Raw genomic sequence first — 22,762 nt, forward strand, 5'->3', positions numbered from 1 at the left:
CCTCCTATTTGTTTAAAGCTTCATTAAATTGCGACAACGCGTTACTTTCAATATTAAATCCTTCTCGGCAATTCGCATGTAAATGTGCCGAATACTGAATATCAAAATAGTTAAACACTTTTTCAAAAAAGCCATTAAAAATAGGGCATAGCTCATCACTTGCCGAGGTTGCCAGTACAAATGCCGGCTTATGTGCAAGAGAACGTGCTTTAGGTTTAAGTCTCTTTACATCGGTGAGTTCAGTAATGCGGTCAATCAAAGCTTTTATTGTTGCTGTTGGTGCGTGCCAATAAACTGGTGAAGCAAAAATAAGCTTATCTGCAGCCAATATTTTCTCAACTAACGGGTAAAAATCATCTGTTGGGTAATTATTTTGATAGTTGTAAGGGGTAATTGTTAGGGCATCAATATCAATCACCTCTAAACTATGATGTTTTGCAACTTCCTCAATTAATTGCGCGGTATTACCTTGCTTATTTGCACTTGAAAATAAAACTAACTTTGTCATGTTTGGCAGTCCTTTTTAAAATTTCCATGCACTTTAAAAGCTCAACCATGGTTGAGGTAAAGGATTATTTTAAAAAAATTTAAAGGCACTCTATTTATCTAAGAGTGCCTAATGAACTCTTACAAACACATGTTACTCAGCAAGCAGTGAGCGAATTGAGCTATTTAAGTGCTTTCTACTGACAAAAACACCGATCCCAGTGATAACCATTAAGATACAAATTAACGTGATGCCGAGCCAAGTAAAATTAGGTACATAGTTAAGTGAAAATTGCGACTTATAAATAAGTTGTCCCGCTAAATAAGTGCCGATAATCGCACCTGCCGCCGTGATAAATGCGGTGACTAACCACTCAATTATGTTTAACTGCAAACAGGTTTTTCGGGTAAAGCCAAAGCTTAAAATAATGCTATTTTTCTTCTGCTCTTTTGGCTCAACGGCTTTAATAGAAGCAATAATCACCACCAAGGCTAAGAGTGCAATCATAACAGCAAAACCTGTAATAACTTGCGTTACCATTACCAGCGTTTTATCAAAACGTGCGGTAATTTCTTTTAAACTCACCATGCGTAACGTAGGAAACTGCTGCCACAGCGGGGCAAGTAACTGCCATTGGTTTTCAGCAAGTTCAATGCTGGCCATAGTGTAATGCGGGGCATCAATAAACTGGGTTGCCAAAGGTGGCATTTGTACCCAAAAGGTAATAGAGCCTGCTCCTGGTTTAAATGCATGACTTGCTGTGATCGTAAAGGGATACGCTTGCTGATTAATATAAAATGTCAGTGTATCACCAAGCTTAAGCCCTAAATCTGTCATCACTTCTTGCTCAATGGATACTTGTTGCCAGTTCTTCGTATTAGCTTGCCACCATTCGCCACTTTCTAAGTGATTATTACTAGGTATTGCTTCACTCCAGTGAAGGCGAATAGCACGGCTAAACGTTGCTAAACTATCACTGGGTTTATCGGTAAATTCATCGAGCGATAATCCATTTATATGGGTGAGTTTTGCATTTAGATAGGGCTTAACTTGGCGTACTTTAATGCCTTCTTTAGCTGCCCAGCCTTCAATAAAACTCATTTGCTTGTTACTGGCCTGTGAGATAAATACATTGCCGTCGTGCTGGCGTTGATACATCGACATTGTTTGACCAAGGTCGCGTAATAACATCAGGGTAAAGAGTAATAAAAATGCACACAGGCCAACGCCTAATATTTGGGTACTTTTACTTACCAGGCGTTGTTTCATCATAAATAACGAAAAGGGTATTAAGCCCGAAAACTGAGAGGTGGCTTTTTCACCCAAAGTTAAACCTGACCAACTCATTAATAACATTATACAAACGGTAGAAAGCACTGCTATTAGCATCATGGTGGTCAGTAATACATTATCCGAATAGATATAAGCCACACTAAACAGTACTAAAGCACTTGCTACTTTACTGAGCCCTGTATTTACGTCATTACTATGTCCTATAAACTGCTCTGCCACACTATTTTTAAACAGTGCAAACCACACGGGCGCTTGAAATATAGCAAAGATAATCATCACAGCAGACGCTGATTTAAATGCTGGTAGAAATTGCCACTGCCAAGTTAAGTTACTGAATGTGTCATTTAAAAACTGAACTAAACAATAATGACCAACCATCGCCAATATCATCACAACAGGCAATAATACACCAACACCTATACACCATTTAAACAGCGAAATCTGAATACAGCTTGCTTTACTTGCGCCTAAACTCATACAAAGCGCACTAAAGTAACGCTCTTTTCGGGTTTGCACTTGCGCTAACTGTTCTATCGCGATTGCCGCCATAAAAAATAAGATAATCGAGGCAAGGCCCATAAAATTTTCAGTACGTTGCCAAAAACGTGCCAGCGGATGCTTGCCTTGTTTGTGAAAGATCTGAGCCGCGGGTAAGTGTGTTTTATGCCATGTCATTAAAGCATTGCGTTGCTGGGTATTCGCAGCGATTAAATAGCGATACTGTACTAAGTCATCAGCAAAATTAAGCGCGGTTAAATCGTGTTGATTTATCATCGCTCGCATTGCAACAGAATGACCTTCCATTAATCGATCAGGTTCGTGAAGCAACACACGCTCGACCCTAAAAGTATGACTGCCAATTGTCAGCAATTCACCTGGTGAAATCGTCAGACTGGCAAGCAAACGCGCATCAAGCCAAATAGTGCCCGGCTCTGGGCCATTTTCGCTAACTTCACCCTCTGTTTGTAATGATGGTGAGCTGATAAGCTCACCTTGCAGTGGATAATCATTGCCAACCGCTTTTAGTTGAGCTTGTTGATAATGACCATTGTGGGTAAGCGTGGTTGTAATTTGTTGCGTGACGACAACATTTTCTGAAAGTGTATTGATGTCACTAAACTGATCGTGATTGAGCGCTTGTTTTTGTGTTATCACTACATCAGCGCCTAATAAGCCATTTAGATTTTGTTCTAAATAGTTTTGAATGCTATTACTTGTCAGCGTTAAGGTAATAATAAACAACAACAATAAACTGTAGACCCAACGCAATAAACGCTGGTGGTTACTCTTGTAGTCTTGCCAATAAAATTGCCAAGCCAATTTTAAGTTTGTTAGTAACATGCCACAGCCTCCTGCTGTTCTAAAGAGACTTTCGATAATGTGCCGTTTGCTAAATGATACACATGCTCTGCATACCCTGCTAACTCGAGACTGTGGGTTACTATTATTAAGCTTGCATTGTTTTCTTTGCAGCAATTAACTAGGTGTGTCGCAACCTCTTGTGCGCTTTTAGGATCTAAGTTGCCCGTTGGTTCATCGGCAAAAATAAATTTTGGTTCAAATACTAATGCTCGCGCAATTGCAACACGTTGTTGTTCACCACCACTTAACTGACTGGGTTTGTGATCTTTGCGATGACTTAACCCAACTTTTTCAAGCCAATGGGCAGCTTTTCTCATTGCTTGTTTATCGCCTCGTAACTTTAATGGCAAAGCAACATTGTTAAGTGCGGTGAGCTCGGGCAGTAAATGAAATTGCTGAAAGATAAACCCCACCTGCTCTCTGATGGCATCTAATGAGATGCGCTTATCATTCTCAACATACTTCACAGCACCACTAGAGGGGATTTCGAGTCCAGATGCCAACATCAACAAGCTTGACTTACCAGCTCCAGAGGGACCTGTGATAGCGTAAGATCTTCCTTGTTGAATCGTCATATTTAACGATTCAAAAAGCGTGATTTTTTCATCATTTGTTTTAAATGACTGACTTAAATTTTTTAGCTCAATGTAGTTATTCATAATTTGGCTCACAAAAATAGAATGTGAGACCAGCTTAAAGGGGCAGATGTGAAATAGATGTGAAGACGATTTAAAACATAAAAATCCTCTTCACAAAGCTTTCACATGGTGTTTGCTAGCGTATCTGTAAAATCACAAAACTTTGAGACTTGTTATGTTTAGAAAACTACTAATTGCGGTTATTACCTTATCCACTATAAAAGTAAATGCCACGGCACATTCAACAACCGAACGCACTAATTACCAAGTATTAATAAATGACGCGATTACCCAATTTGAACAAACACCGAGAGAACAGTGGTCATATCAAGTAGCGCGCTATGAAAATGAAGAAGGCGATATCACCACCAGCCTCGAGCAATTTAATGCCAATAGCAAAACATGGCATTTGCTGAAAACCAATGAAAAAATACCGAGCGAAGCACAGCAAAAAGCGTTTTTACAAAAGAAAGAAAAGCAAAAAGAAGGCGTTAATATCTCAATACAATTACGCGAATTAATCAACCAAGAGTCGCTTAGTTTTCAAAATGAAGATAACGATTATCTTTATTTAAATTTTGATGTGAATTTAAAAAAGTTAGGTAAAAAAGCAAGTAACCAACTCGTCGGGAAGCTTTCATATAATAAAGGAAGCAAATACATAGAGTTAATTGAAATTGCAAATACAGCCACATTCTCACCGATGTTTAGCGCCAAAATTACCGACTTCAATATTCAACTGGCATTTATTAAACGCGACATAAGCATTTTGCCTAAGCACAACACAATGACGATGAAAGGCACATTTGCCTTTTTTACCAAAATAGACGAACGTTCAAAAGACACTTTTTCTCATTATCAGCAATTACACCCTTAATCTTTAGCGCAACGACTGCTGATGTCTAAGTGGCGTAATACCACGCCACTTTTTAAAGGCATGAGTAAATGAAGATTGTTCTTGAAAGCCTAACTCAAGCGCTGTTTCAGCAATACTATATTGAGTTAGTAAAAAATCGACTCGCGACTGACGCTCTAAGGTTAATAACTCTATAAATGAGGTGCCTTGTTGCTTCAATTTACGCTGAAGTGTTCTTGGACTAATAAAAAGTGCCGCCGCGATCCGAGTTTGATCACATTGGCGTAAACTCGCTTTCGCTTTTAGCAACAAGGTTACTTGCTCTTTAATATTGCTGTGCGCATTGCGTGCTTGTAGCTCGCTCTCTGTTACTTCAATTAATGCCCTAAACATCGCTTTATTTTCGCTTGTAAAGGGGATTGACAGTAACGCTTTTGAAAAAATAATACTGTTCGTTGTTGCGCGGATGATCACGTTACAGCGAAACCAATCACGCAGGATCGTTAACTCATCAGGCGTTAGATCAAATGCAAAAGTGATTTCGTCAGGTTTATATGTTTCACCTAAAATTTTTCGCACCGTTGCAATCCATGCCGTAGTATTTCTCAGCACCATTTGTTTACTGTTGGTGCTTTTGGGAACCCAATCAAGCTTTACTTGATTTTCTAGAGGGTGAACATGTGTTTCGCCAATATCGGCCACCAGTGAGTCAAAGCGGATCAGAGCATCAATCGCTTGTGAGAGGTTTTCACAACTTTCAACAAGATACCCGAGTACCCCATAATCTTTTGCCTGAATACGCTTGCCTAACTCAAAACCAAATAAGCTTAGCGCACTCAACTCAGCACCTAAATTAAGTAAGTTAATGTAGTCTTCCATTGCTATACGCCCGGCATTTTCAACATAACTGGCTGCTGGTGGCGTAGTAATGTCGAGCTCATTTAGATAACTCGAAACACTTTGTAAATATGCAATCGAAACTGAGGCCATATCATTGTCGCAAAATAACAAAAATCATGTCGTATTACCGCAAGATAAAGATGCAAAGTCAAATTAAGCTGCTAAAAGTCGTAAATAAACAGCAATGTTATGATTTCAGTTAATTATCAAAAAACAATAAAGGCAACGCCAGATCAAATTTTTACTAAGTTGATTGATCATCCCAATTTAGATCAATTGTTTAATGCCAAGTTTGAAGTGGTGAAAGAGCAAAACCTTAATGAACCTAAAGGTGGTAAAGGCTGTATCAGGCAAGTATCTATTCTTGGCGTGTCGTTTTTGGAAGAAATTGTTACCGCAAACAATCACGAAATTCGCTATCGCGTATTAAATAATTTTCCGGTAAAGAATCATTTAGGGGTTATATCTTTTCTGGCCCAAAATGACGCCACAACAGTCAATTATACTATTGAATGCCAATCCCCTTGGTATTTACCGCGTTTTCTCTTACGCAAATTACTTTCTAACGACATTCGCAATTGCTTAAATAAATTAGGAGCTATGTATGATCCCCGTTGAGCTAATTCTATTGGGGTTGAGCCCAATTTTTATTATTTGTGTGGCTTTAGAGTTTATCAAGGCACGTAAACATTACGATATAAAAGACAGCATTAACAACACCGCACTTGCGCTTTTGCACCAAGGATCTGATGCAATAATTTTGCTGTTACTCATGCCTATGTTTAACTGGCTTCATCAATTTGCATTGTTTGATATAAAGCTCACAGCAATATCTTTGCTTATAGGCTTTGTTTTACAAGATTTTCTCTATTATTGGTTTCACCGAGCATCACATAATATTCATTGGTTTTGGCTTGCTCATGTGGTGCACCATAGTTCGACACATATGAACTTTACAACCGCTTTTAGGCAAAGTGTATTGTATCCGATTGTGGGTATGTGGCTATTTTGGTTACCAATGATCTTAATTGGCTTCTCGCCAAGTTTAGTGTTTGCCATTGTGGCAATTAATTTAGCTTATCAGTTTTTTGTGCACACTCAGGTCATCGGCAATTTAGGCTGGTTTGAAAACATATTTAATACGCCAACACATCATTGTATTCATCACGCAACAAATAAGCCCTACATCGATAAAAATTATGCGGGCGTGTTAATAATTTGGGATAAGTTATTTGGCACTTTTGCGCCAGAAGATAAATCCATTACCATCAAATATGGCATTATTGGCGAACTGCCAAAAGATAACCCTGTGAGCACCAACTTTAAGCAGATCTCAGTTATGAAGCAAAAGCTCAAAGAATCAAACTCTCTAAAAGAGAAATTAAGCGTGCTATTTGGCTATCCTAGCCATTAACAAAGAAAAGTTAATCTTTGCCATACAGGCGGGTGTATTTATCAACTATTTTGCTGATCACACCTTGCTCATAAAGCGCATCAATCGCAGCATTTAAACGGGGTAATAGATGCTGCTTTTGTTTATTTAAACGAATGCGCAGAAGCCCCTGAGTGTGTAGTTTTTGAAATTGCAGATCCACATCATATTTTTTTGCCCAGTAACTTGCTGTTAGGTCGCCAATTAAAATGCGTGATACGCGGGCTTTTTTGAGCGCCAATACCAGCTCTCGCTCTGAGCGGAAATCTACGCGATTAAAGGTATTATCATCGTAATAGTAATAACCTAGCACCGTGCCAATATTAAAATGATCTAAATGGGCGGTTTTGCTCGAATCGGTTAACCCAACAAAGTATTCTTTTACCGTAAATAATGGCTTGGATAACACAAATTCTGGCCCCACATATTGATTGGGAAACCATTCAGCACATACTGCATCAAAATCTAGCTCTCCGTCTATCAGCGCTTGGTTCGTGCGCTTAGGCGGCATTTTAATTTCAACGCCAGGAATGTTTGCTTGTTTTAAAATTAAAGGAATAAGCTCGCCAAGAATGCCTGGCGTTGCCTTATCTTGCATGTAATAAGGGATCCAGTTACTTGAACCTGAAGAGTTATACCGTAAGCTGTTTTGATCTGCTGTAAGGGGTGAGCTTAGTAACATCAAAAGCAACAAAAAAGCCCGTATCAAATTACCTCCAAAATAAACATAAGAATCGAGTTTGTTTAAAAATAACTACCTGTATTTTAGTTCAAATTCATCATTCTGTTATATAAAACATTTGATGAAAACTGAGCAAATTTACGAACTTTATAGCGTATTCGATCATTCTTGTCTTTTATCGAAATGTTTATTTAGCCACAAAAAAAGGCCCATACAGAGGCCTTTTTAACTTCAAAACAAGCATTAATTTAATGCTTATTTACGAGCATCTTTTAGCAAATCAGCCACAAGGAAGCCAAGCTCAAGTACTTGGTCAGCATTGAGGCGTGGATCGCATTGTGTACGATAACGTTGCGCTAAATCTTCTTCACATAAGCCATATGCGCCACCAGTACATTCTGTAACGTGTTGGCCTGTCATTTCAAGGTGAATACCACCAGGATATGATCCTTCAGCTTTATGAACAGCAAAGAACTGGCTGATTTCACGCATGATGTTATCAAAACTACGCGTTTTATAGCCATTGCTCGCTTTTTCAGTATTGCCGTGCATTGGATCTGAGCTCCAAATTACCTTACGACCTTCTTGCTGTACTTTACGAACAAGTGCAGGCAGTTTCTCAGGTAATACATCAGCACCCATACGCGTAATTAACGTTAGGCGACCCGGAATATTATCTGGGTTAACCGCGTCAATTAAACGGATCAGGTCATCAGGATCCATACCAGGACCTACTTTCACACCAATAGGGTTCTTAATACCACGGAAGAATTCAATATGTGCATGGTCAAGTTGACGTGTACGTTCACCAATCCATACAAAATGCGCAGAACAGTCATACCAGTCACCTGATAAATGGTCGCGACGTGTTAGTGCTTCTTCGTAGCCAAGTAATAATGCTTCATGTGACGTGAATAGTTCAGTTTCACGAATATTGGCAGAATTAGTTGAAGTAATACCGCACACTTCCATAAATTGCAGTGCATCTTGAATACGATCAGCTAATTCTTGGTATTTGTTTTTAAGTGGGTTAGCAGCAACAAAACTCATATTCCAGCGGTTTACTTGATGTAAATCTGCTAGACCGCCTTGTGCAAAAGCACGCAGCAAGTTAAGCGTTGATGCACTGTGGTGATACGCTTGCATTAAACGCTGCGGATCCGGAATACGCGCTTCTTCAGTAAATTCAAAGCTGTTTACGATGTCACCACGGTAAGATGGTAAACTTACACCATCAATGGTTTCTAAATCTGCCGAACGTGGCTTAGCATATTGACCAGCCATACGTGCAATTTTAACAACAGGGCACTTACCACCATAAGTAAGTACAACGGCCATTTGCATTAACGTTTTAAACGTATCGCGAATGCTTGCAGCATTAAACTCAGAAAAGCTCTCTGCGCAGTCACCACCTTGTAGTAAGAAAGCTTTACCTTCACATACATTTTCAAGATATTTAAATAAGCTACGAGTCTCTTCTGCAAACACCAGTGGTGGTGCAGAGTTAAGTTGTGCTTCTACGTTTGATAATTGTTCAGCGTCTCTGTAATTCGGCTGTTGTAGAATAGGGAAGTCTCTCCAACTATTCGGGCTCCAAGGTTTCACTACATTTTTCCTCATTCCAATATAACCTCAGTTCCGAATTTACAGGGCTAGGATTAAATTTCAAGTGATAATTTGTCTAGTTCCATGATATTTGGTAATAAGCATTATTTTCATAACTTATTTGCGTTGAATTGAGGCCAAAACAATCGACAAGATGCGCAATTTTAATATCCCTTCCTGCTTTAAATTCGCCTATTAGCGAACCATTTTTCATTAATAAACAAGGGTTTTGTGATTTAAGAGCAAAATTAACCTCATGATGAGAAGATAAAACACAAATTTGCTCACTAATTTTCTGTAAATAATCCACCAACCACAAAGTATGTTTTATATCTAAACCGGTAAAGGGTTCGTCCAATAATAAGAGTTGTGTTTCAGGACGTATTGATTCATCGCACGATAGTAAGGCTGCACATAAATAACAGCGCTGCCTTTCTCCACCAGATAAAAATTGCAGTGGCTTATCAAGCAAAACCGCAACTTCTAAACCCTTAACAACTTCATGATTGCAAAGCTCCTCTTTTAGATAGCTAGGTGAACTATCAAAAAAGATCGCTAACATTTCATAACCCGTTATTGAAAAATGGGCTTGATGTTGTTGCGTTAAATACGCACGGCGGCGCGCTAATTGTTGTAAAGAAAGAGAAGAATAAGCTTCATTTGCAATGGTTAATGCATCATAAGTTTCATCATAAAGGCCTGCCAAACAATCAAGTAAGGTTGATTTACCCGCACCATTAGCGCCCAGTAAATGATAGAATCCCGGGCGTAATTGCAGCCTGTCAATATTAATAATAAAACCGCTGTAAGGTATAAAATTAAGCTGACGAATCTTTAGGTAGTCGTTTGTCACCATTACATTTGCCCTCGATGTGCAAAGTGTTTAAACAAAACCCAAATAAACAGTGGCCCACCGAGTGTTGCACTAACAAGCGCAAGCGGTAAGTTAGTGCTCATCAACGCTCGCGACAAAAATTCAATAAAGACCATTACAACCGCCCCCACTAAACATAGTTTGGGGAGTAAATATTTATTATCATTACCAAATATCATGCGACAAGCATGGGGGACTAAGAGACCTAAAAATGCCACTATACCGCCTAAAGAGACTGCAATCGCCGTTAATAATGCCCCTACCGATAAACACTCGAAACGTAAACGTTTTACATTTACGCCATGAAGCCTTGCAGTGCGATCACCTAGATAAACAAAGTTAAGCAAACGACTACGGCGTTTCAAAAACCACACAATCGCTAAGGTAGCTATCAGCATACTACAGGCACTTTTCACAGTAACATGTTCGAAACTTCCTAACATCCATACACTAAACACACGTAATTGGTCATTGTTTGAGTAGTAGATGAACCAACTAGCAATCGCCGAAGTGATCGTAGTAATGCAAATACCCGCTAAAATTATCGCTAAACTGGCGTAGCTACCTAATTTTTTAGCTATAAAAAAAATTAAACTTATCGCAAGTGCTGCACCACACAGTGCAAATAAAAACATATAGAAAACGCTAAAATCAAACGTCGCAGAAATTAACCCCGCAGCAGCTAAAATAACCGATAGCGATGCAATACCCGAAATACCAAGCAAGCTTGGCTCAGCAAGGGGGTTTGCCAGTAACAATTGAAAGAGATGACCCGCTATCGCTAAGCAAATGCCCACGGTGATTGCGGTGATAATTTTCGGCATGCGCAAATCAAATAAGATCATTTTATCTATTTCATTTAGATGCCAAGGAAGTATGTTTTTACCGCCATTAAGCCCAACAAAAAGACTTAATAAAACAACCAGTAATCCCACACCATATGTCATTATGGCCTGTTTGTTCATTTAACATGAAAACTAATTTGTAATAGTGCGTTTATAACAGAAAATGGCGCATAAAGCTTGTTCTTGACTGTTGCAATCAATACCATCTAACAGATAAGAAAGATAATACAGAGCTATTGGTCACTGTTTTATTAAGAAATAGTGTATTGATACACGATTTACATCATTTAACTGGGCTTCTGAGGAGTTTTAATGAATAAACGCTTTTTATTGCGCAGTCACTTTGATACCTGTAGCCAATTAGTTGCTGAACTACAAAATGCGTTAAAAAGTGCTGATCTGCAATTTTGCCATTACTATCAACTGCCAAAAATAAAAGAAGAAGAACACCATAACCCGGCCAAAAGCATTGAAGTAACACCATTTTCAGATAATGAAGCACTCTCACTTTGTTGCGACGCATATCAAGATTGGTTTAAACAGCCACATATAAGTGGAAAATTATTAACCCGTCATCCAGCGATAGTCGGCATTAAAGGTGTTGATCAACACATCGAATCTTTGATCTTAGCGATTAATACCGAAAAGCAAGCCTTTAAGCAGATCGTTTTATCAGAAAAAACAAAAGATGCCCGTTTTGAACTGGTGCACAGTGCGATTCCAAACTTAATCACCTTAGCTTTCTATCGACAGCTCTATTACGAAAAGCGGCCTACGTATTCATTGCGTTTTACCTGGATGCATAAACATTCGATACAACATTTAAATGTGAAACAAGCACTGGATTTTCTACATAAAAATCAAAGCCAAAAGCCACTAATAACAGAAGATAAAGCAGCTTGGAATGTCATGGTTGAAAAGGAAAAGCAGCGCATTATTAATTTGAGTAAGGATCACAAACTGCGTATTCGTCGTCCAATAAGGGTGTCGCCGCAAGTAAATGTGCGCTTTAGCGCAACAGATCGCTACCATGTGAGCGCCGCCCTACCCTTTATTTTATTTAACGCTGAACAAACAGAAAAAGTCGGACAACTAAAGAATTACGCGAAAAAAGCAGACGCTAGGCAGAAAAAAAGCCGCTATTTAATTGAGCGACTTTTTTTAGAAACACCCTAAAAAGCTTTAATCTTCAACGATTTGAACAATATCTTCTTCGTTATCGATAACAATAGCGTCATCAGCTAACCGTTTACCGCTTTGGATCTCTAAGCGTTTCTTTTGTTTGTTTAAGCTTAGCATTTCTTCACAGAAATCATCCGTTGGGAACATTTCGTAAACGTAATCGATAATTTTACCAGATTTATCTTCCTTCACATTATCGATGGTGTAATCAGAAATTACACCTTTACTGATCAAATCTTTCATCGTTGTCGTCATATCACGACGCAGTGCTTTTAGTTTGTTTTCGGTAATTTCTTCATCACCCGTAATAGAGCCGTATTTTTCCATAATTGAAAGTAAACGGAAGTGATGGGTTTTACCAGGCGCAGCATATCGCCATAAGTGATATAAACGAAGCATCATCCAACGTGACAAACCACGTTTTAATTCTTGTGCACGGTTGAAGTAATATCCTTTATATTCAAGGTTATCAATCATGTTGTGAACAAAAGCATTTAAACAAGCAACACACTTTATGTTGCCGCCCTGCCCTTTCTTACCGCTAAAATGTAATGATGATAAAAAGTTCATATTTGACTCATAAAATGAGTCATCTACATCGGTATTTTTCGTGTCTTTAGCAGAATACTTGAAGCTTAGTTTAGAGCCTTGTAGTGCTTCTAACGCTTCTTTGATCTGAGGATAAGGCATTGACTGCCCTACGCTCTTCAGCTCTTGTGCCAGTTCATTCATTGAAAATACTACCGCGTACTGAATGCCCGACTTAAAATTGATCTTTACAATTTTACCTTTCGACGCCAAGCGGATCAGTGCGCGTTCAACCTTCTCTTCACGATCAGAGGGCCAAACTAAGAACTCTTTTTCTTCACCTTGTTGCTTAGTGCTAACAACAGCAGGCGTAATTTTCAACTCACCTTCATATTGAATGCCATCAATACGCTCTGAAATACGGCGGGTAACAATGGTTCGGCCTGGTGCTTCTTCTACAGGTAGCTTTTTATGGCCCGATCGCACAAAACGACCCCAAAGATCATAATGATTAAACGTATTTGAGTAAGCACGTAAATCGTGGCGAGCATTTTCAACAGGAACACGAACATCTTTATTGTCGGTAAATAATGCCAAATTCTCATTATCAACAGCGCTTTCAACGCCGTGGATCTGTCCACGTAAGGTATCTGGCAGATTCTCAACCGAGATATTTACTTTGTTAGACATTCAAGTTCCCATCTAAATTATTATTATCTGCTAATATCATCACAGATCATTACTAAAGTTAATTAAATTAGTTAGTATAATTTTGATCTGACCTTTATTTTTTTGCTCAGATCAAATTTTTACCAACTAAAATGAAGTAAAATAACATTTCGCTTGTTAATGCGTTCAAAAAACGTACATGCAAATCAAGTTTTGACGTACTGAGATCACTTTTTTACTAACAAAACGTTTTCAGAACGATATTTTACCAACTCAAAGGCCGATTTATTAGTATAAATCTGGTTTTTTTTACCAAAATAGCCCTTCAGTTAGTAAAAAACGGTTCTGAGCCAGTAAAAATAGGTGTTTAACAAAGCGATTGTGGATAACTTAAGATCGAATTAGTAGGGATCTGATCTCAACCAAGTTAGGATCCGATCTTAATTAACGTGATCTTTGTAATTGATTAAAATTGTATTCAATTTCAATCAATTATCTTGGTTAAAACCTGATCTCAACGCCCTTTTTTGTGAATTGTGCTGTGCATAAACTGTACATTAACGGTGAATATAAAAAACACTCAGTAAAAGGCTGATCTCACTGTAGATATAAAACGGATCTTTACCAAGTAAAAACACGATCCAGAAAAAAATATAAAATTGTTTTTTTACAACAAGTTATATTAACAATTCACAGCCCTAATCTTAAATACCTTAGTATTTAACCACCTTTAAACTTATCTTTTATACCTTAGTAAATAAGTAAGGCAATAAAACGCTATTTTTTTCTTTCAATTAAATAGATGTCGTCATAGAATAGTGAAAACAGCAAATTTAATGGACATTTGCATAATACACGTAAGTGTTAAGGTTTAGCTATGACAATCACACAAAATGCGTTAAGTACCTATAAGCTTCTTAAAGCAACAGCAAAGGTAGCTGAGGAATCCCTAGAAGGACGTATTCAGCATTACCGTGCACATATAAAGTCAGATGAAAAAGAATTAAGAACGTACACACAAAAAGCAGCAGCTGATTTGCTTGGTTGTAATAACCGTACTCTTAAGCGCCGTCATGACCAAGGAGACTTTGATCACCTCGATATTAAAAAAGGTGCAAATGGTCATTATGCCTATACACTAAGCAATATTTATCAGATGGCTGATATTATGGGCATTCCTGCAGACAATCGTACTGCAGACGATAAGCTACAAGTCATTGTGGTAAATTCACTTAAAGGTGGATGTGGTAAAACAACAAGCCTTGTTAATATAGCGGCAGCACTGGCAACAACAAATATTAAACGTTATCGCATTGGTATTATTGATCTTGATCCGCAAGGCTCATCGACTAGCTTTTTCCCTCCAGCTGAACCTGATCCCATTACTGTTGGTGATTTAATGCGTGATTGCATCGACCTAGAAGACGGCGAAACATGGGAAGAAGTTGTTTCAAGTGCATTTGTCACAACTCATATTCCAAATATTCGTTTTTTACCTTCAGGAATGGATGATTTTTACTTTGAACACGAAACTGCAACTCAGTTAAAAGAAGGAAAAGGTTACGAAGTATCTCAGCACTATCATAAATTGCTCGATAAAGTCATAAAACCAGTAGAAGATCAATTTGATATTATTTTGATCGATACAGCGCCTTCTCTCAATTTCATGTTTTACAATGCATTAATGGCATCAACCTCAATGCTGATCCCTGTGCACCCAGAAGCGGTTGATTTTGATGCAAATAATAAATATTTAAAACGATTAGGTGAGATCTATCATACCGTTGCTGCACTCGGTCATAATGGCTGGGACTTTATGCAATTCTTAGTAACGAACTATGTAAAAGGCAATCACTCACAACGCGATATTGTTAAAGATGTGCGCAGTGCTTTTGGTCGTCAAGTAATGAGCTACCCAATCAACCATAGCTCAGCAATTACTGCTAGTTCTTCATCTTTTAATACAATATTCGATCAAAAAACATCTGACAGTTTAGCCAGTCGCGAATCACTGATTAAATCACAAGAAAATATCAAAGATGTGGTCGATGAACTGGAAATGTTGATCCGCTCAAATTGGTCATCAACCCAATGTCAGTTAGAAACAGCTTAATTTAGGTTTTACAATGGCAAAAAAACGTAAAAATGATACTCGAATCGATCCCTTTGCAACGGCAGTGGAATCGAGCAGTTTAGATGCTTTATTAGAAAACGCACAAGCGGGTGATCAGATCACCATGCCTGCACCTTCCGATCCTAATCGTGAAATTAAGTTGTACTGCAAACTAATTAAGAATCAAGAAATTGCACACAGCACAAACGTGTATGGTAAAAACCGCCGTGTACAAGCACTGCTAAATGAAAAGTCTGTGTCAGATATAATCACCAGCATAAAAAGCGATGGTCGTAACCAACACCCGGCGCTTTGCTGGCAGCAAGGCGATCAAGAGGTGGTGCTTGCGGGTTCTCGTCGTCGTAAAGCGTGTATGATCTCGGGCAGTGATTACCTTGTGTTAAGTTCACCTGATTTCACCGAAGAAGATGCAAAAATTTTAGCGGTTTCATCTGATCAATATATTGCGCCTAGTTTATGGGAGCTCGGTCAAGCGTATGCGCAAACCAAGCAAGATCTGATTGAGCAAGGTCGCAAAGGATCGTACCGCGAGTTAGCTGAAATTGAAGGGGTGTCGCACACTGCGATTGCTGATGCATTAAAGGCATATGAAAAATTACCGCAAGAAGTTTTATCACTGTACCCAACAGCAAATCATGTTGGCCGCGAAGTGGCAAAGAAGCTAATTGAAGCGCGTGAAAAAGACGTGGAACAATTTGCTGCAAAAGTGGCTGAGGTAAAACAGCGTTTAGCGGAACTTACCCTCGATACTGATGATAAAACGGCTCTGGCAATTACCCGTGAACTCACTTATTCAGAACCAACGAATAGCAAAGCTCGTGAGATGATTGATATGGGTAACAGTTACATTAGCGCGCAAAAACATGGCAAAAGTGGTGACGTTGTTATCAAAATTGATAATCGTGTCCTCACCGATAAACGCATGGAGCAGTTAACTAAGCTGCTAGCTAACTTTAACTAATTAAACACAGTTAAACTTTCTTACTAAGCGCATTTACAGGCCAGTAAATGCGCTTTTTACTATCATTTTTTAATCACAAGCTAATCAATATCATAAATTCGTCATAAATCACCAGAATTCGCTTTGCTGGCCGAGTAAATCACCATATACTGGCAGAATTATTGATTTTTTATAGCCCCCGATATGTCACAGCGCTTGTCAAAAAACGATCTACTTGCATTGTTTGATGAAATTAAAAACGAGGAACAGGCTAGTTTTCCACTGACTGAGTCGTTCTTAAAACGTTTTTTTAAGCCTGCTGTGTTCGTAAAAGCAAAAGATTATTTAAGCAATGAACTGGTGCTATGGCGTGAAGCCAGTGATGGTTTTAAATCAATCAATGGTGAAGTTGCTAATCAACAAGGCGAAACCTTTTACCCGCAAGCAACGATTAAACAACGCAATGGCCAACCACAAGTAACCACTTCATGTTCCTGCCGTTTAGGGCAAAAATGTGAACACATTGCTGCGGTCTTTTTATCGCTCAAAACAGAGCATTCAGGCGAGTTTGGTAAAAATTACTTGTTGCATGACTGGTTTACCCGCTTAGAAGCATTGAAGTCGAAATCAGAAAACCAAGCCGACAATGTGTTGTTGTTTAGTTTAGAAAAAAACGGTGATGACATCGTGTTATTGCCAAAAATAGCTCCACGCAGTGACAATAATTATGGGTTGGGTCGTGCATTAACGGCTAAACAGTTGTCTTCACAAGTTACCCCAAAAGATCTCGACGAAAAAGACTTCCGCTTGTTTAGTTGGATCCGCTCACAAAATACTTTAGGCAAACTCACCTTAACCGGAGAGTGGGGTGCATTGGCACTGGCAAAACTTGTTGAAACCAAACGCTGTTATTGGGGAGATGAGCGCACACCGCTTAGTCTTATTCATAAAGAGCCCCTGGCGATTGACTGGCAAGAAAATGAGCTCGGTGCCGAACTTAAACTCAGCATAAATGATCATCACAATTGGGTATTAGTACCAACCACACCTCCCTATTTTATTGATTTAGAAACAAAACAAGTGGGTGAAATTGATACTAGCCTCGCCAGCGATGAAATGAGTTTGCTTTTAACCATGCCTGCGGTTGAAAAAAGTAGCTATGCGCAAGCACAAGATAAACTTAATGGGCTCTATGGCTTTGGTTTTGTCCCTCACCTCGTAGACAGTGAAGGGCAATCTACGACCCCACAACCGTGTTTACGTTTTGAGCTAGTCGACGAACTGCCTACTTTAGCATTGAGCTTTAATTATAAAACCGCTGTACACAATAGTGCCTTCGAAAACACATGTATCAATCAGCTTAATAACTATGGTTTAGAGCTTATTTCAATCGAAGACACTATTCGTTATTTTCGTTTTCCGCCAGCTAATGAAAACCAAGTACAGTGGCACTGGTTTATCAATGAAGTCTGTAATGAGCTTAAAAGTCATTTATGGAAAGTGAGTGAACCAACCAAGCAATTGGAAATGCCATCTGAAGCGAAATTAGTGGCGCATTTATCACGTGTTGCCAATAATAAATTGCAATTAGATATTAACTTTTCAGTGGATCAACTGGTATTAGATTTTAACTTATTACGTGAGAAAGCGGCGTTAATAAACAACAAAGCTAATAAAGGCTATTACATCAATTACCACCAAGATCGTTGGCTTGTAGTCAGTCGTGATGATGCGCTTAATTTAAAACATGTTATTGATCAATACTATGGTGAAAAACGCTGGCCAAAACGCTTTACCTTGCCGCTGTCTGCACTAACTTTGCTACGCATGTGTGAAAGCACGCTATTTTCTATTGAAGATAAGCAATTGGCCGAGTTGTTTTACTTAAAACACAGTGAAAACAGTTTAACGGCTAACTTACCAACGGGCCTCAATGCCACGCTACGTGATTATCAGCTTAAAGGTTTGGCTTGGTTACAATTTTTAGAGAAACACGGTCTAGGTGGCATTTTGGCTGATGATATGGGCTTAGGTAAGACAATCCAGGTACTAAGCTTTTTGATAAGCCAAAAAGAAGCGAAACGCAACGCTGGACCAAGCTTAATTATTTGCCCAACTAGTTTAGTTAATAACTGGCTGATAGAAGCTAATAAATTTACCCCTGACTTAAAATTGGTCGCGGTACAAGGGGCAAACCGCAAAAAGTTGTTGGCTAAAGCATCAACGGCTGATGTTGTTATAACATCATTCCCGCTTTTACTGCGCGATCACGAGCATTATATGCAAATGCACTTCGGTAATATTATTTTGGATGAAGCGCAAACTATTAAAAATTATCAATCTAAAGTGTCGCGTTTTGCTAAAGCACTGAAAGGTGATTTCCATTTATGCTTAAGTGGCACGCCGGTGGAAAATAACCTCTCAGAGCTAAAATCACTGTTTGATTTTGCCATGCCAGGATTACTTGGCAGTACGGCTTACTTTAAAAACCATTTCCAGCAACCAATTGAAAAAGAAAATAATGCGTACCGCGCTGAGCAATTGAACGATATTATTGCGGGTTATGTCTTAAGGCGTACCAAAGCGGAAGTGGCAAAAGAGTTGCCGGCGAAATCTGAAATGGTCAAAGTGATTGAGCTTTGTGATACGCAAAAGACCTTGTATCAAAAAGTCAGCGAACAAATTGAATCGAAAGTTAAGTCTATTTTTGAAGCCGGCGAACAGCAGGCCAGTAAGTTACTGTTTTTAGAGTCACTGTTAAAACTCAGACAAATTTGTTGCGATCCGCGCTTAATTAATAAGTCGAGCGCCCCAGAAGAAGCAATCAATAGTGCCAAGCTAAACTACCTCGCAGAGACCCTGCCTGAAATGCTTAAAGAAGGGCGTAAAGTAATTATCTTTAGCCAATTTACCAGCATGTTGTCACTGATTGAGCAAAAATTAAATGAAATAGGCATAGACTACAGCTTATTAACAGGGCAAACCCGTCACCGTCAAAAAGCCATTGATAAGTTTCAACAAGGTGATGTCAGTGTGTTTTTAATTAGCTTAAAAGCTGGCGGAACAGGGCTTAATTTAACAGCTGCTGACACCGTTATTCATTATGATCCGTGGTGGAATCCTGCTGTGGAGCGTCAGGCGACTGATAGAGCCTATCGTATTGGGCAAGATAAACCGGTGTTTGTTTATAAACTGATTTGTCAAAATAGTATTGAAGAGAAAGTGCAGCGCATGCAGCAAGAAAAGGCCGCTTTAGCTGAGCGCTTTTTTGATAGTAATAGCCATGGTTTCTCTGATTTTAGTGAGCAAGATCTGTTGCAATTAATAGGATCGTAAACTTTTTTAAAATAAATTTGAACTTAACTGAAAACGGCTAGTCTATTAAAACAGATAACATGATGAATTGCTGTTGTTGTCTAAATCCATCCCTGGATTAGTAGATTTCCCGTTGATTACTAAGTTAGTAATTTTTTGGCCAGATACATTACACAATGTGTCTGGCTTTTTTCTTTCTAGCACGTCAAAATAACTTTAAATAATAAAAATTGCATTTGTAAGGCATTTTCATGCGTTGGGAAGATATAAAACGCTATCAGGTAATTGAAGCATTGTTACTGTGGGAAGGTAAATTGAATGCCCGTCAATTAATGGATTATTTTGAAACAAGTCGGCCCACGGCGCAAAAGTATATATCAGAGTACAAGTTGCTCAATCCTACGGGGTTTGAATTTATTAGCCAGCAGCGTGCACATATTGCCAAGCCAAATTTCACGCCGCAATTTATCGACTTTGCGTTTTCAACCTACCATGCGCTCTTTAATTTACAATCAAGCCAAGCGGTTACTTCACTAGTTGAAACCTTACCGCAAGTACATCGTAATATTAGCCCACAACTTGTAAGGCCAATTTTACAAGCAATCCGCTACCAATTACGTTTAGATATTGGTTATATTTCGTTGTCTAGCCCTGAGTTTGAAGACCGTATAATCCAACCACACAGTTTGGTTTTTGATGGAACGCGATATCATGTACGCGCATTTTGTGAGAAAAACCAAGATTATCGCGATTTTGTATTATCGCGCTTTTCAGGGGAGTATGCTTTTGAAGGGGATGCTTCTCATGATCAATCACAGGATATCCGTTGGCAAACAGAAGTTGAATTAGTGGTGTGCCCTGATCACCGTTTAAATGATCTACAAAAACAGGTTATTGCGCATGACTACCAAATGAAAGATCAAAAATTGGTGCTTAAAACCCGCGCTGCGTTATTAAAATACTTACTTCAGCATTTGCGATTAGATATTTACCAGGCTGCCGCTGAGCAGCAGCAAATAGTGATAGAGCCTGAGTGCCGAAAACAGCTATCACCCTATATTAGTTAATGCTTGGTTTCTAAAATGCCATCAGTGTTAAATATGGGATCATTAATATACCAACAAAAGTAAGTGCACCCATGGTCTGGCTTTGCAGTAATGCGAAAAGCTGCTGATTTCGGACTGTTCTCGCCTCGGAACACTGTTTTACTAACTCGGAAATTTGATACTCTTTTACTGCACTTTTTATCAATTGTTGTTCAAGCTTAAGTAGTTTTTTATAGCCGTTTTGTGCTTTTAAAAAATTATCTAATGTATTCATATTTAAGCCTTTTTATTTAAAGCAAAGCGTGATTTAAGGTTATTAAAGCTAACTTTAATGAAAAAATAAATAGCACGTTTTTTGACCTGTTAAAGATGTTTACAGATCACATTTTTACTAGCTAATAAATCACATTTTTACTTACTCATTCCTGAATAAGGTGTTAAGAAGTTTTACATGTGGCTTGCTAAATAATTGAATAATGTGCGGGTTAAATCGCAAAAAAGGTATACTAAAACTGTTGTCTCGTTTAGGAAAAACTCATGCAAGCTTTGTTAAACCAACCTGAAATAGTGATTACGGCATTTTTATGTCTGTTCGTTGTGTTTTTAGTGACTATTTTGGTAATAGCTGGTCGTCATAAAAATAAAATAGCTTTGCTCGAAGCTCAGCATTTACAAGAAAAATCAGGGCTGGAAGAAAAAGTAGCAACGCTTGTAGAAACCTCAGATCAAAATTTTACTAACTGGCAGCAAGAGCAAGAACGCGCCAATCAATTGCGTATTAAGTACAGTGCGTTGCAAACGCGCCTTACTGAAAGGGAACACAGCTATCAACAGCAATTAGCCAGCCTACAGGATGCGAAGTCAGAACTTAAAAAAGAATTTTCGTTACTCGCCAACCAAATATTTGAAGAAAAAGGCCAAGCATTTAAGTCGCTGAATCAAGAGAGCGTGTCAAATTTACTCAAGCCTATGCAAGAGGAACTCAGAGGTTTTAAACAAAAAGTAGAAACCATTCATACCGAAGAGTTAAAACAACGCTCAGAGCTGAAAGCGGAGTTAATGCACTTGCAAAAACTTAATCAAGCCATTACTTCTCAAGCTGAACAATTAACAACAGCACTACAAGGACAAAAGAAAACCCAAGGTAACTGGGGGGAGTTAATGCTTGAAAACGTATTAGAAAGTGCTGGGCTGCGTGTAGGTGACGATTATCAACGTGAATTTCATGTAAAAACCCTTGATGGTAATTATCGCCCTGATGTGGTGGTGTTTTTACCGCAAAACCGCCATTTAGTGATTGATGCGAAAACGTCTTTAAATGCCTACACTCAGTATGTAAATGCAGATAATGAATTTGTTGCTGAGCAAGCGCTAAAACAGCACGTAAGTGCGGTAAATGCCCGTATTGAGGAGCTTGCGAGTAAAGGTTACGATAAACTTCCTGGCTTGAACTCTCCTGAGGTGGTGATTTTATTTATGCCTATCGAATCGGCCTATGTTGAAGCATTAAAATACCAACCGGACTTATATCAACGTGCAATTGAAAAAAATATTTTGGTAGCAACGCCTACAACCTTATTAACCAGCATGAATATTGTGCGTCAATTATGGCGATTTGAAGAGCAAAGCAAGCACAGTGCAGAGCTCGCACAGCGCGCAGAACGTTTTTATACTAAGTTAAACGGCTTTTTAACCAGCATGCAGGGCGTTGGTAAAACCTTAGATAAAGCAAAAGAGGGCTACGACCGCGCATTTGCTCAACTTTATTCGGGCAAGGGTAATTTAATTAAACAAGCTGCTGAATTTAAAGAGCTCGGTGTTGCAGTACAAAAAGAGTTACCAAAAGAACTGATTGAAAAGGCAGAGCTTGAACTTAACTTTGAACAAGATGAATAAGACTTAAAAGCATACGATAAAAAGTGTAAATCCCCTTTACAGTTTTATTTTAAATTAAGTGTTTGCTAAGTTTTGAAA

Annotated in this window: 19 protein-coding genes; 9 read left to right on the plus strand and 10 right to left on the minus strand. The window is 38.7% G+C overall.

Annotated features, from left to right (window positions below; translation table 11 throughout):
• Positions 1-4: 4 nt before the first annotated feature.
• The 3 genes from OM33_RS15085 to OM33_RS15095 all read right to left on the minus strand — a co-directional run bounded on the left by OM33_RS15085 (position 5) and on the right by OM33_RS15095 (position 3,801).
• Positions 5-508 carry a flavodoxin family protein gene (locus tag OM33_RS15085; RefSeq protein WP_040134729.1) on the minus strand — a complete coding sequence of 168 codons (504 nt, stop codon included), beginning with the start codon at positions 506-508 and terminating at the stop codon, positions 5-7.
• A gap of 132 nt (positions 509-640) precedes the next feature.
• Positions 641-3,121 (minus strand): ABC transporter permease, encoded by a 2,481-nt coding sequence (locus OM33_RS15090; RefSeq protein ID WP_040134731.1) that lies wholly within the window; start codon positions 3,119-3,121, stop codon positions 641-643.
• A complete protein-coding gene (locus OM33_RS15095) occupies positions 3,112-3,801 on the minus strand; it encodes an ABC transporter ATP-binding protein (RefSeq protein ID WP_040134733.1) in 690 nt (229 codons plus the stop codon). Before OM33_RS15095 ends, OM33_RS15090 begins: the two co-directional genes overlap by 10 nt.
• Positions 3,802-3,955: 154 nt before the next feature.
• On the opposite strand from OM33_RS15095, the gene OM33_RS15100 reads away from it, so the two are divergent.
• On the plus strand, positions 3,956-4,657 hold the full coding sequence (locus OM33_RS15100) for a hypothetical protein (RefSeq protein ID WP_040134735.1): 702 nt from the start codon (positions 3,956-3,958) through the stop codon (positions 4,655-4,657).
• 3 nt (positions 4,658-4,660) lie between these two features.
• On the opposite strand, the gene OM33_RS15105 is transcribed toward OM33_RS15100, so the two are convergent.
• Positions 4,661-5,626 carry an AraC family transcriptional regulator gene (locus OM33_RS15105; protein WP_199922590.1) on the minus strand — a complete coding sequence of 322 codons (966 nt, stop codon included), beginning with the start codon at positions 5,624-5,626 and terminating at the stop codon, positions 4,661-4,663.
• Between the two features lie 99 nt (positions 5,627-5,725).
• Between OM33_RS15105 and OM33_RS15110 the strand changes: the two genes are divergently transcribed.
• Together OM33_RS15110 and OM33_RS15115 are read left to right on the plus strand one after the other, a co-directional pair.
• Positions 5,726-6,154, plus strand: coding sequence for an SRPBCC family protein (locus OM33_RS15110; protein ID WP_040134737.1), 429 nt, complete (start codon positions 5,726-5,728; stop codon positions 6,152-6,154).
• The gene (locus tag OM33_RS15115) at positions 6,141-6,950 is read left to right on the plus strand and encodes a sterol desaturase family protein (RefSeq protein ID WP_040134739.1); all 810 of its coding nucleotides are present in this window, start codon (positions 6,141-6,143) and stop codon (positions 6,948-6,950) included. The genes OM33_RS15110 and OM33_RS15115 overlap by 14 nt, the downstream gene beginning before the upstream one ends.
• A 10-nt stretch (positions 6,951-6,960) precedes the next feature.
• Here the strand turns inward: OM33_RS15115 and OM33_RS15120 are convergent, their stop codons facing one another.
• The 4 genes from OM33_RS15120 to OM33_RS15135 form a co-directional block, all read right to left on the minus strand.
• Positions 6,961-7,650, minus strand: coding sequence for a substrate-binding periplasmic protein (locus tag OM33_RS15120; RefSeq protein ID WP_052141077.1), 690 nt, complete (start codon positions 7,648-7,650; stop codon positions 6,961-6,963).
• Positions 7,651-7,905: 255 nt separating this feature from the next.
• Positions 7,906-9,255, minus strand: a complete 1,350-nt coding sequence (locus tag OM33_RS15125; protein WP_199922591.1) for a class II 3-deoxy-7-phosphoheptulonate synthase — start codon at positions 9,253-9,255, stop codon at positions 7,906-7,908.
• A 76-nt stretch (positions 9,256-9,331) separates the two neighbouring features.
• On the minus strand, positions 9,332-10,111 hold the full coding sequence (locus OM33_RS15130) for an ATP-binding cassette domain-containing protein (protein ID WP_040134745.1): 780 nt from the start codon (positions 10,109-10,111) through the stop codon (positions 9,332-9,334).
• Positions 10,111-11,076 carry a FecCD family ABC transporter permease gene (locus tag OM33_RS15135; protein ID WP_234402765.1) on the minus strand — a complete coding sequence of 322 codons (966 nt, stop codon included), beginning with the start codon at positions 11,074-11,076 and terminating at the stop codon, positions 10,111-10,113. Before OM33_RS15135 ends, OM33_RS15130 begins: the two co-directional genes overlap by 1 nt.
• A 210-nt stretch (positions 11,077-11,286) precedes the next feature.
• Here OM33_RS15135 and OM33_RS15140 point away from each other — a divergent pair, with 210 nt between their 5' ends.
• Positions 11,287-12,150 carry a DNA replication terminus site-binding protein gene (locus tag OM33_RS15140; RefSeq protein WP_040134749.1) on the plus strand — a complete coding sequence of 288 codons (864 nt, stop codon included), beginning with the start codon at positions 11,287-11,289 and terminating at the stop codon, positions 12,148-12,150.
• A 6-nt stretch (positions 12,151-12,156) separates the two neighbouring features.
• Here OM33_RS15140 and OM33_RS15145 read toward each other — a convergent pair whose 3' ends face one another.
• A complete protein-coding gene (locus OM33_RS15145) occupies positions 12,157-13,374 on the minus strand; it encodes a hypothetical protein (protein WP_040134751.1) in 1,218 nt (405 codons plus the stop codon).
• 856 nt (positions 13,375-14,230) lie between these two features.
• On the opposite strand from OM33_RS15145, the gene OM33_RS15150 reads away from it, so the two are divergent.
• From OM33_RS15150 to OM33_RS15165, 4 genes are all read left to right on the plus strand, one after another.
• The gene (locus OM33_RS15150) at positions 14,231-15,466 is read left to right on the plus strand and encodes an AAA family ATPase (RefSeq protein WP_040134752.1); all 1,236 of its coding nucleotides are present in this window, start codon (positions 14,231-14,233) and stop codon (positions 15,464-15,466) included.
• Between the two features lie 13 nt (positions 15,467-15,479).
• The gene (locus tag OM33_RS15155; protein WP_040134753.1) at positions 15,480-16,448 is read left to right on the plus strand and encodes a ParB N-terminal domain-containing protein; all 969 of its coding nucleotides are present in this window, start codon (positions 15,480-15,482) and stop codon (positions 16,446-16,448) included.
• A gap of 183 nt (positions 16,449-16,631) precedes the next feature.
• Positions 16,632-19,763 (plus strand): DEAD/DEAH box helicase, encoded by a 3,132-nt coding sequence (locus OM33_RS15160; protein WP_040134754.1) that lies wholly within the window; start codon positions 16,632-16,634, stop codon positions 19,761-19,763.
• 230 nt (positions 19,764-19,993) lie between these two features.
• Positions 19,994-20,809, plus strand: coding sequence for a WYL domain-containing transcriptional regulator (locus OM33_RS15165; protein WP_040134756.1), 816 nt, complete (start codon positions 19,994-19,996; stop codon positions 20,807-20,809).
• Positions 20,810-20,819: 10 nt separating this feature from the next.
• Here the strand turns inward: OM33_RS15165 and OM33_RS15170 are convergent, their stop codons facing one another.
• Positions 20,820-21,062, minus strand: coding sequence for a hypothetical protein (locus OM33_RS15170; protein ID WP_040134758.1), 243 nt, complete (start codon positions 21,060-21,062; stop codon positions 20,820-20,822).
• Positions 21,063-21,325: 263 nt separating this feature from the next.
• Here OM33_RS15170 and rmuC point away from each other — a divergent pair, with 263 nt between their 5' ends.
• Complete coding sequence (gene rmuC, locus OM33_RS15175; RefSeq protein WP_040134760.1) at positions 21,326-22,684, plus strand: DNA recombination protein RmuC; 1,359 nt, start codon at positions 21,326-21,328, stop codon at positions 22,682-22,684.
• Positions 22,685-22,762: the final 78 nt, after the last annotated feature.

The sequence above is a fragment of the Pseudoalteromonas piratica genome (genome assembly GCF_000788395.1).
Classification (GTDB): Bacteria; Pseudomonadota; Gammaproteobacteria; order Enterobacterales; family Alteromonadaceae; genus Pseudoalteromonas; species Pseudoalteromonas piratica.

What these genes read in the sequence shown, in the direction of transcription:
- OM33_RS15085 (WP_040134729.1), bottom strand. Translation starts at nt 508, where the DNA reads ATGACAAAGTTAGTTTTATTTTCAAGTGCAAATAAGCAAGGTAATACC.
- OM33_RS15090 (WP_040134731.1), bottom strand. Translation starts at nt 3,121, where the DNA reads ATGTTACTAACAAACTTAAAATTGGCTTGGCAATTTTATTGGCAAGAC.
- OM33_RS15095 (WP_040134733.1), bottom strand. Translation starts at nt 3,801, where the DNA reads ATGAATAACTACATTGAGCTAAAAAATTTAAGTCAGTCATTTAAAACA.
- OM33_RS15100 (WP_040134735.1), top strand. Translation starts at nt 3,956, where the DNA reads ATGTTTAGAAAACTACTAATTGCGGTTATTACCTTATCCACTATAAAA.
- OM33_RS15105 (WP_199922590.1), bottom strand. Translation starts at nt 5,626, where the DNA reads ATGGCCTCAGTTTCGATTGCATATTTACAAAGTGTTTCGAGTTATCTA.
- OM33_RS15110 (WP_040134737.1), top strand. Translation starts at nt 5,726, where the DNA reads ATGATTTCAGTTAATTATCAAAAAACAATAAAGGCAACGCCAGATCAA.
- OM33_RS15115 (WP_040134739.1), top strand. Translation starts at nt 6,141, where the DNA reads ATGATCCCCGTTGAGCTAATTCTATTGGGGTTGAGCCCAATTTTTATT.
- OM33_RS15120 (WP_052141077.1), bottom strand. Translation starts at nt 7,650, where the DNA reads ATGTTACTAAGCTCACCCCTTACAGCAGATCAAAACAGCTTACGGTAT.
- OM33_RS15130 (WP_040134745.1), bottom strand. Translation starts at nt 10,111, where the DNA reads ATGGTGACAAACGACTACCTAAAGATTCGTCAGCTTAATTTTATACCT.
- OM33_RS15135 (WP_234402765.1), bottom strand. Translation starts at nt 11,076, where the DNA reads ATGACATATGGTGTGGGATTACTGGTTGTTTTATTAAGTCTTTTTGTT.
- OM33_RS15140 (WP_040134749.1), top strand. Translation starts at nt 11,287, where the DNA reads ATGAATAAACGCTTTTTATTGCGCAGTCACTTTGATACCTGTAGCCAA.
- OM33_RS15145 (WP_040134751.1), bottom strand. Translation starts at nt 13,374, where the DNA reads ATGTCTAACAAAGTAAATATCTCGGTTGAGAATCTGCCAGATACCTTA.
- OM33_RS15150 (WP_040134752.1), top strand. Translation starts at nt 14,231, where the DNA reads ATGACAATCACACAAAATGCGTTAAGTACCTATAAGCTTCTTAAAGCA.
- OM33_RS15155 (WP_040134753.1), top strand. Translation starts at nt 15,480, where the DNA reads ATGGCAAAAAAACGTAAAAATGATACTCGAATCGATCCCTTTGCAACG.
- OM33_RS15160 (WP_040134754.1), top strand. Translation starts at nt 16,632, where the DNA reads ATGTCACAGCGCTTGTCAAAAAACGATCTACTTGCATTGTTTGATGAA.
- OM33_RS15165 (WP_040134756.1), top strand. Translation starts at nt 19,994, where the DNA reads ATGCGTTGGGAAGATATAAAACGCTATCAGGTAATTGAAGCATTGTTA.
- OM33_RS15170 (WP_040134758.1), bottom strand. Translation starts at nt 21,062, where the DNA reads ATGAATACATTAGATAATTTTTTAAAAGCACAAAACGGCTATAAAAAA.
- rmuC (WP_040134760.1), top strand. Translation starts at nt 21,326, where the DNA reads ATGCAAGCTTTGTTAAACCAACCTGAAATAGTGATTACGGCATTTTTA.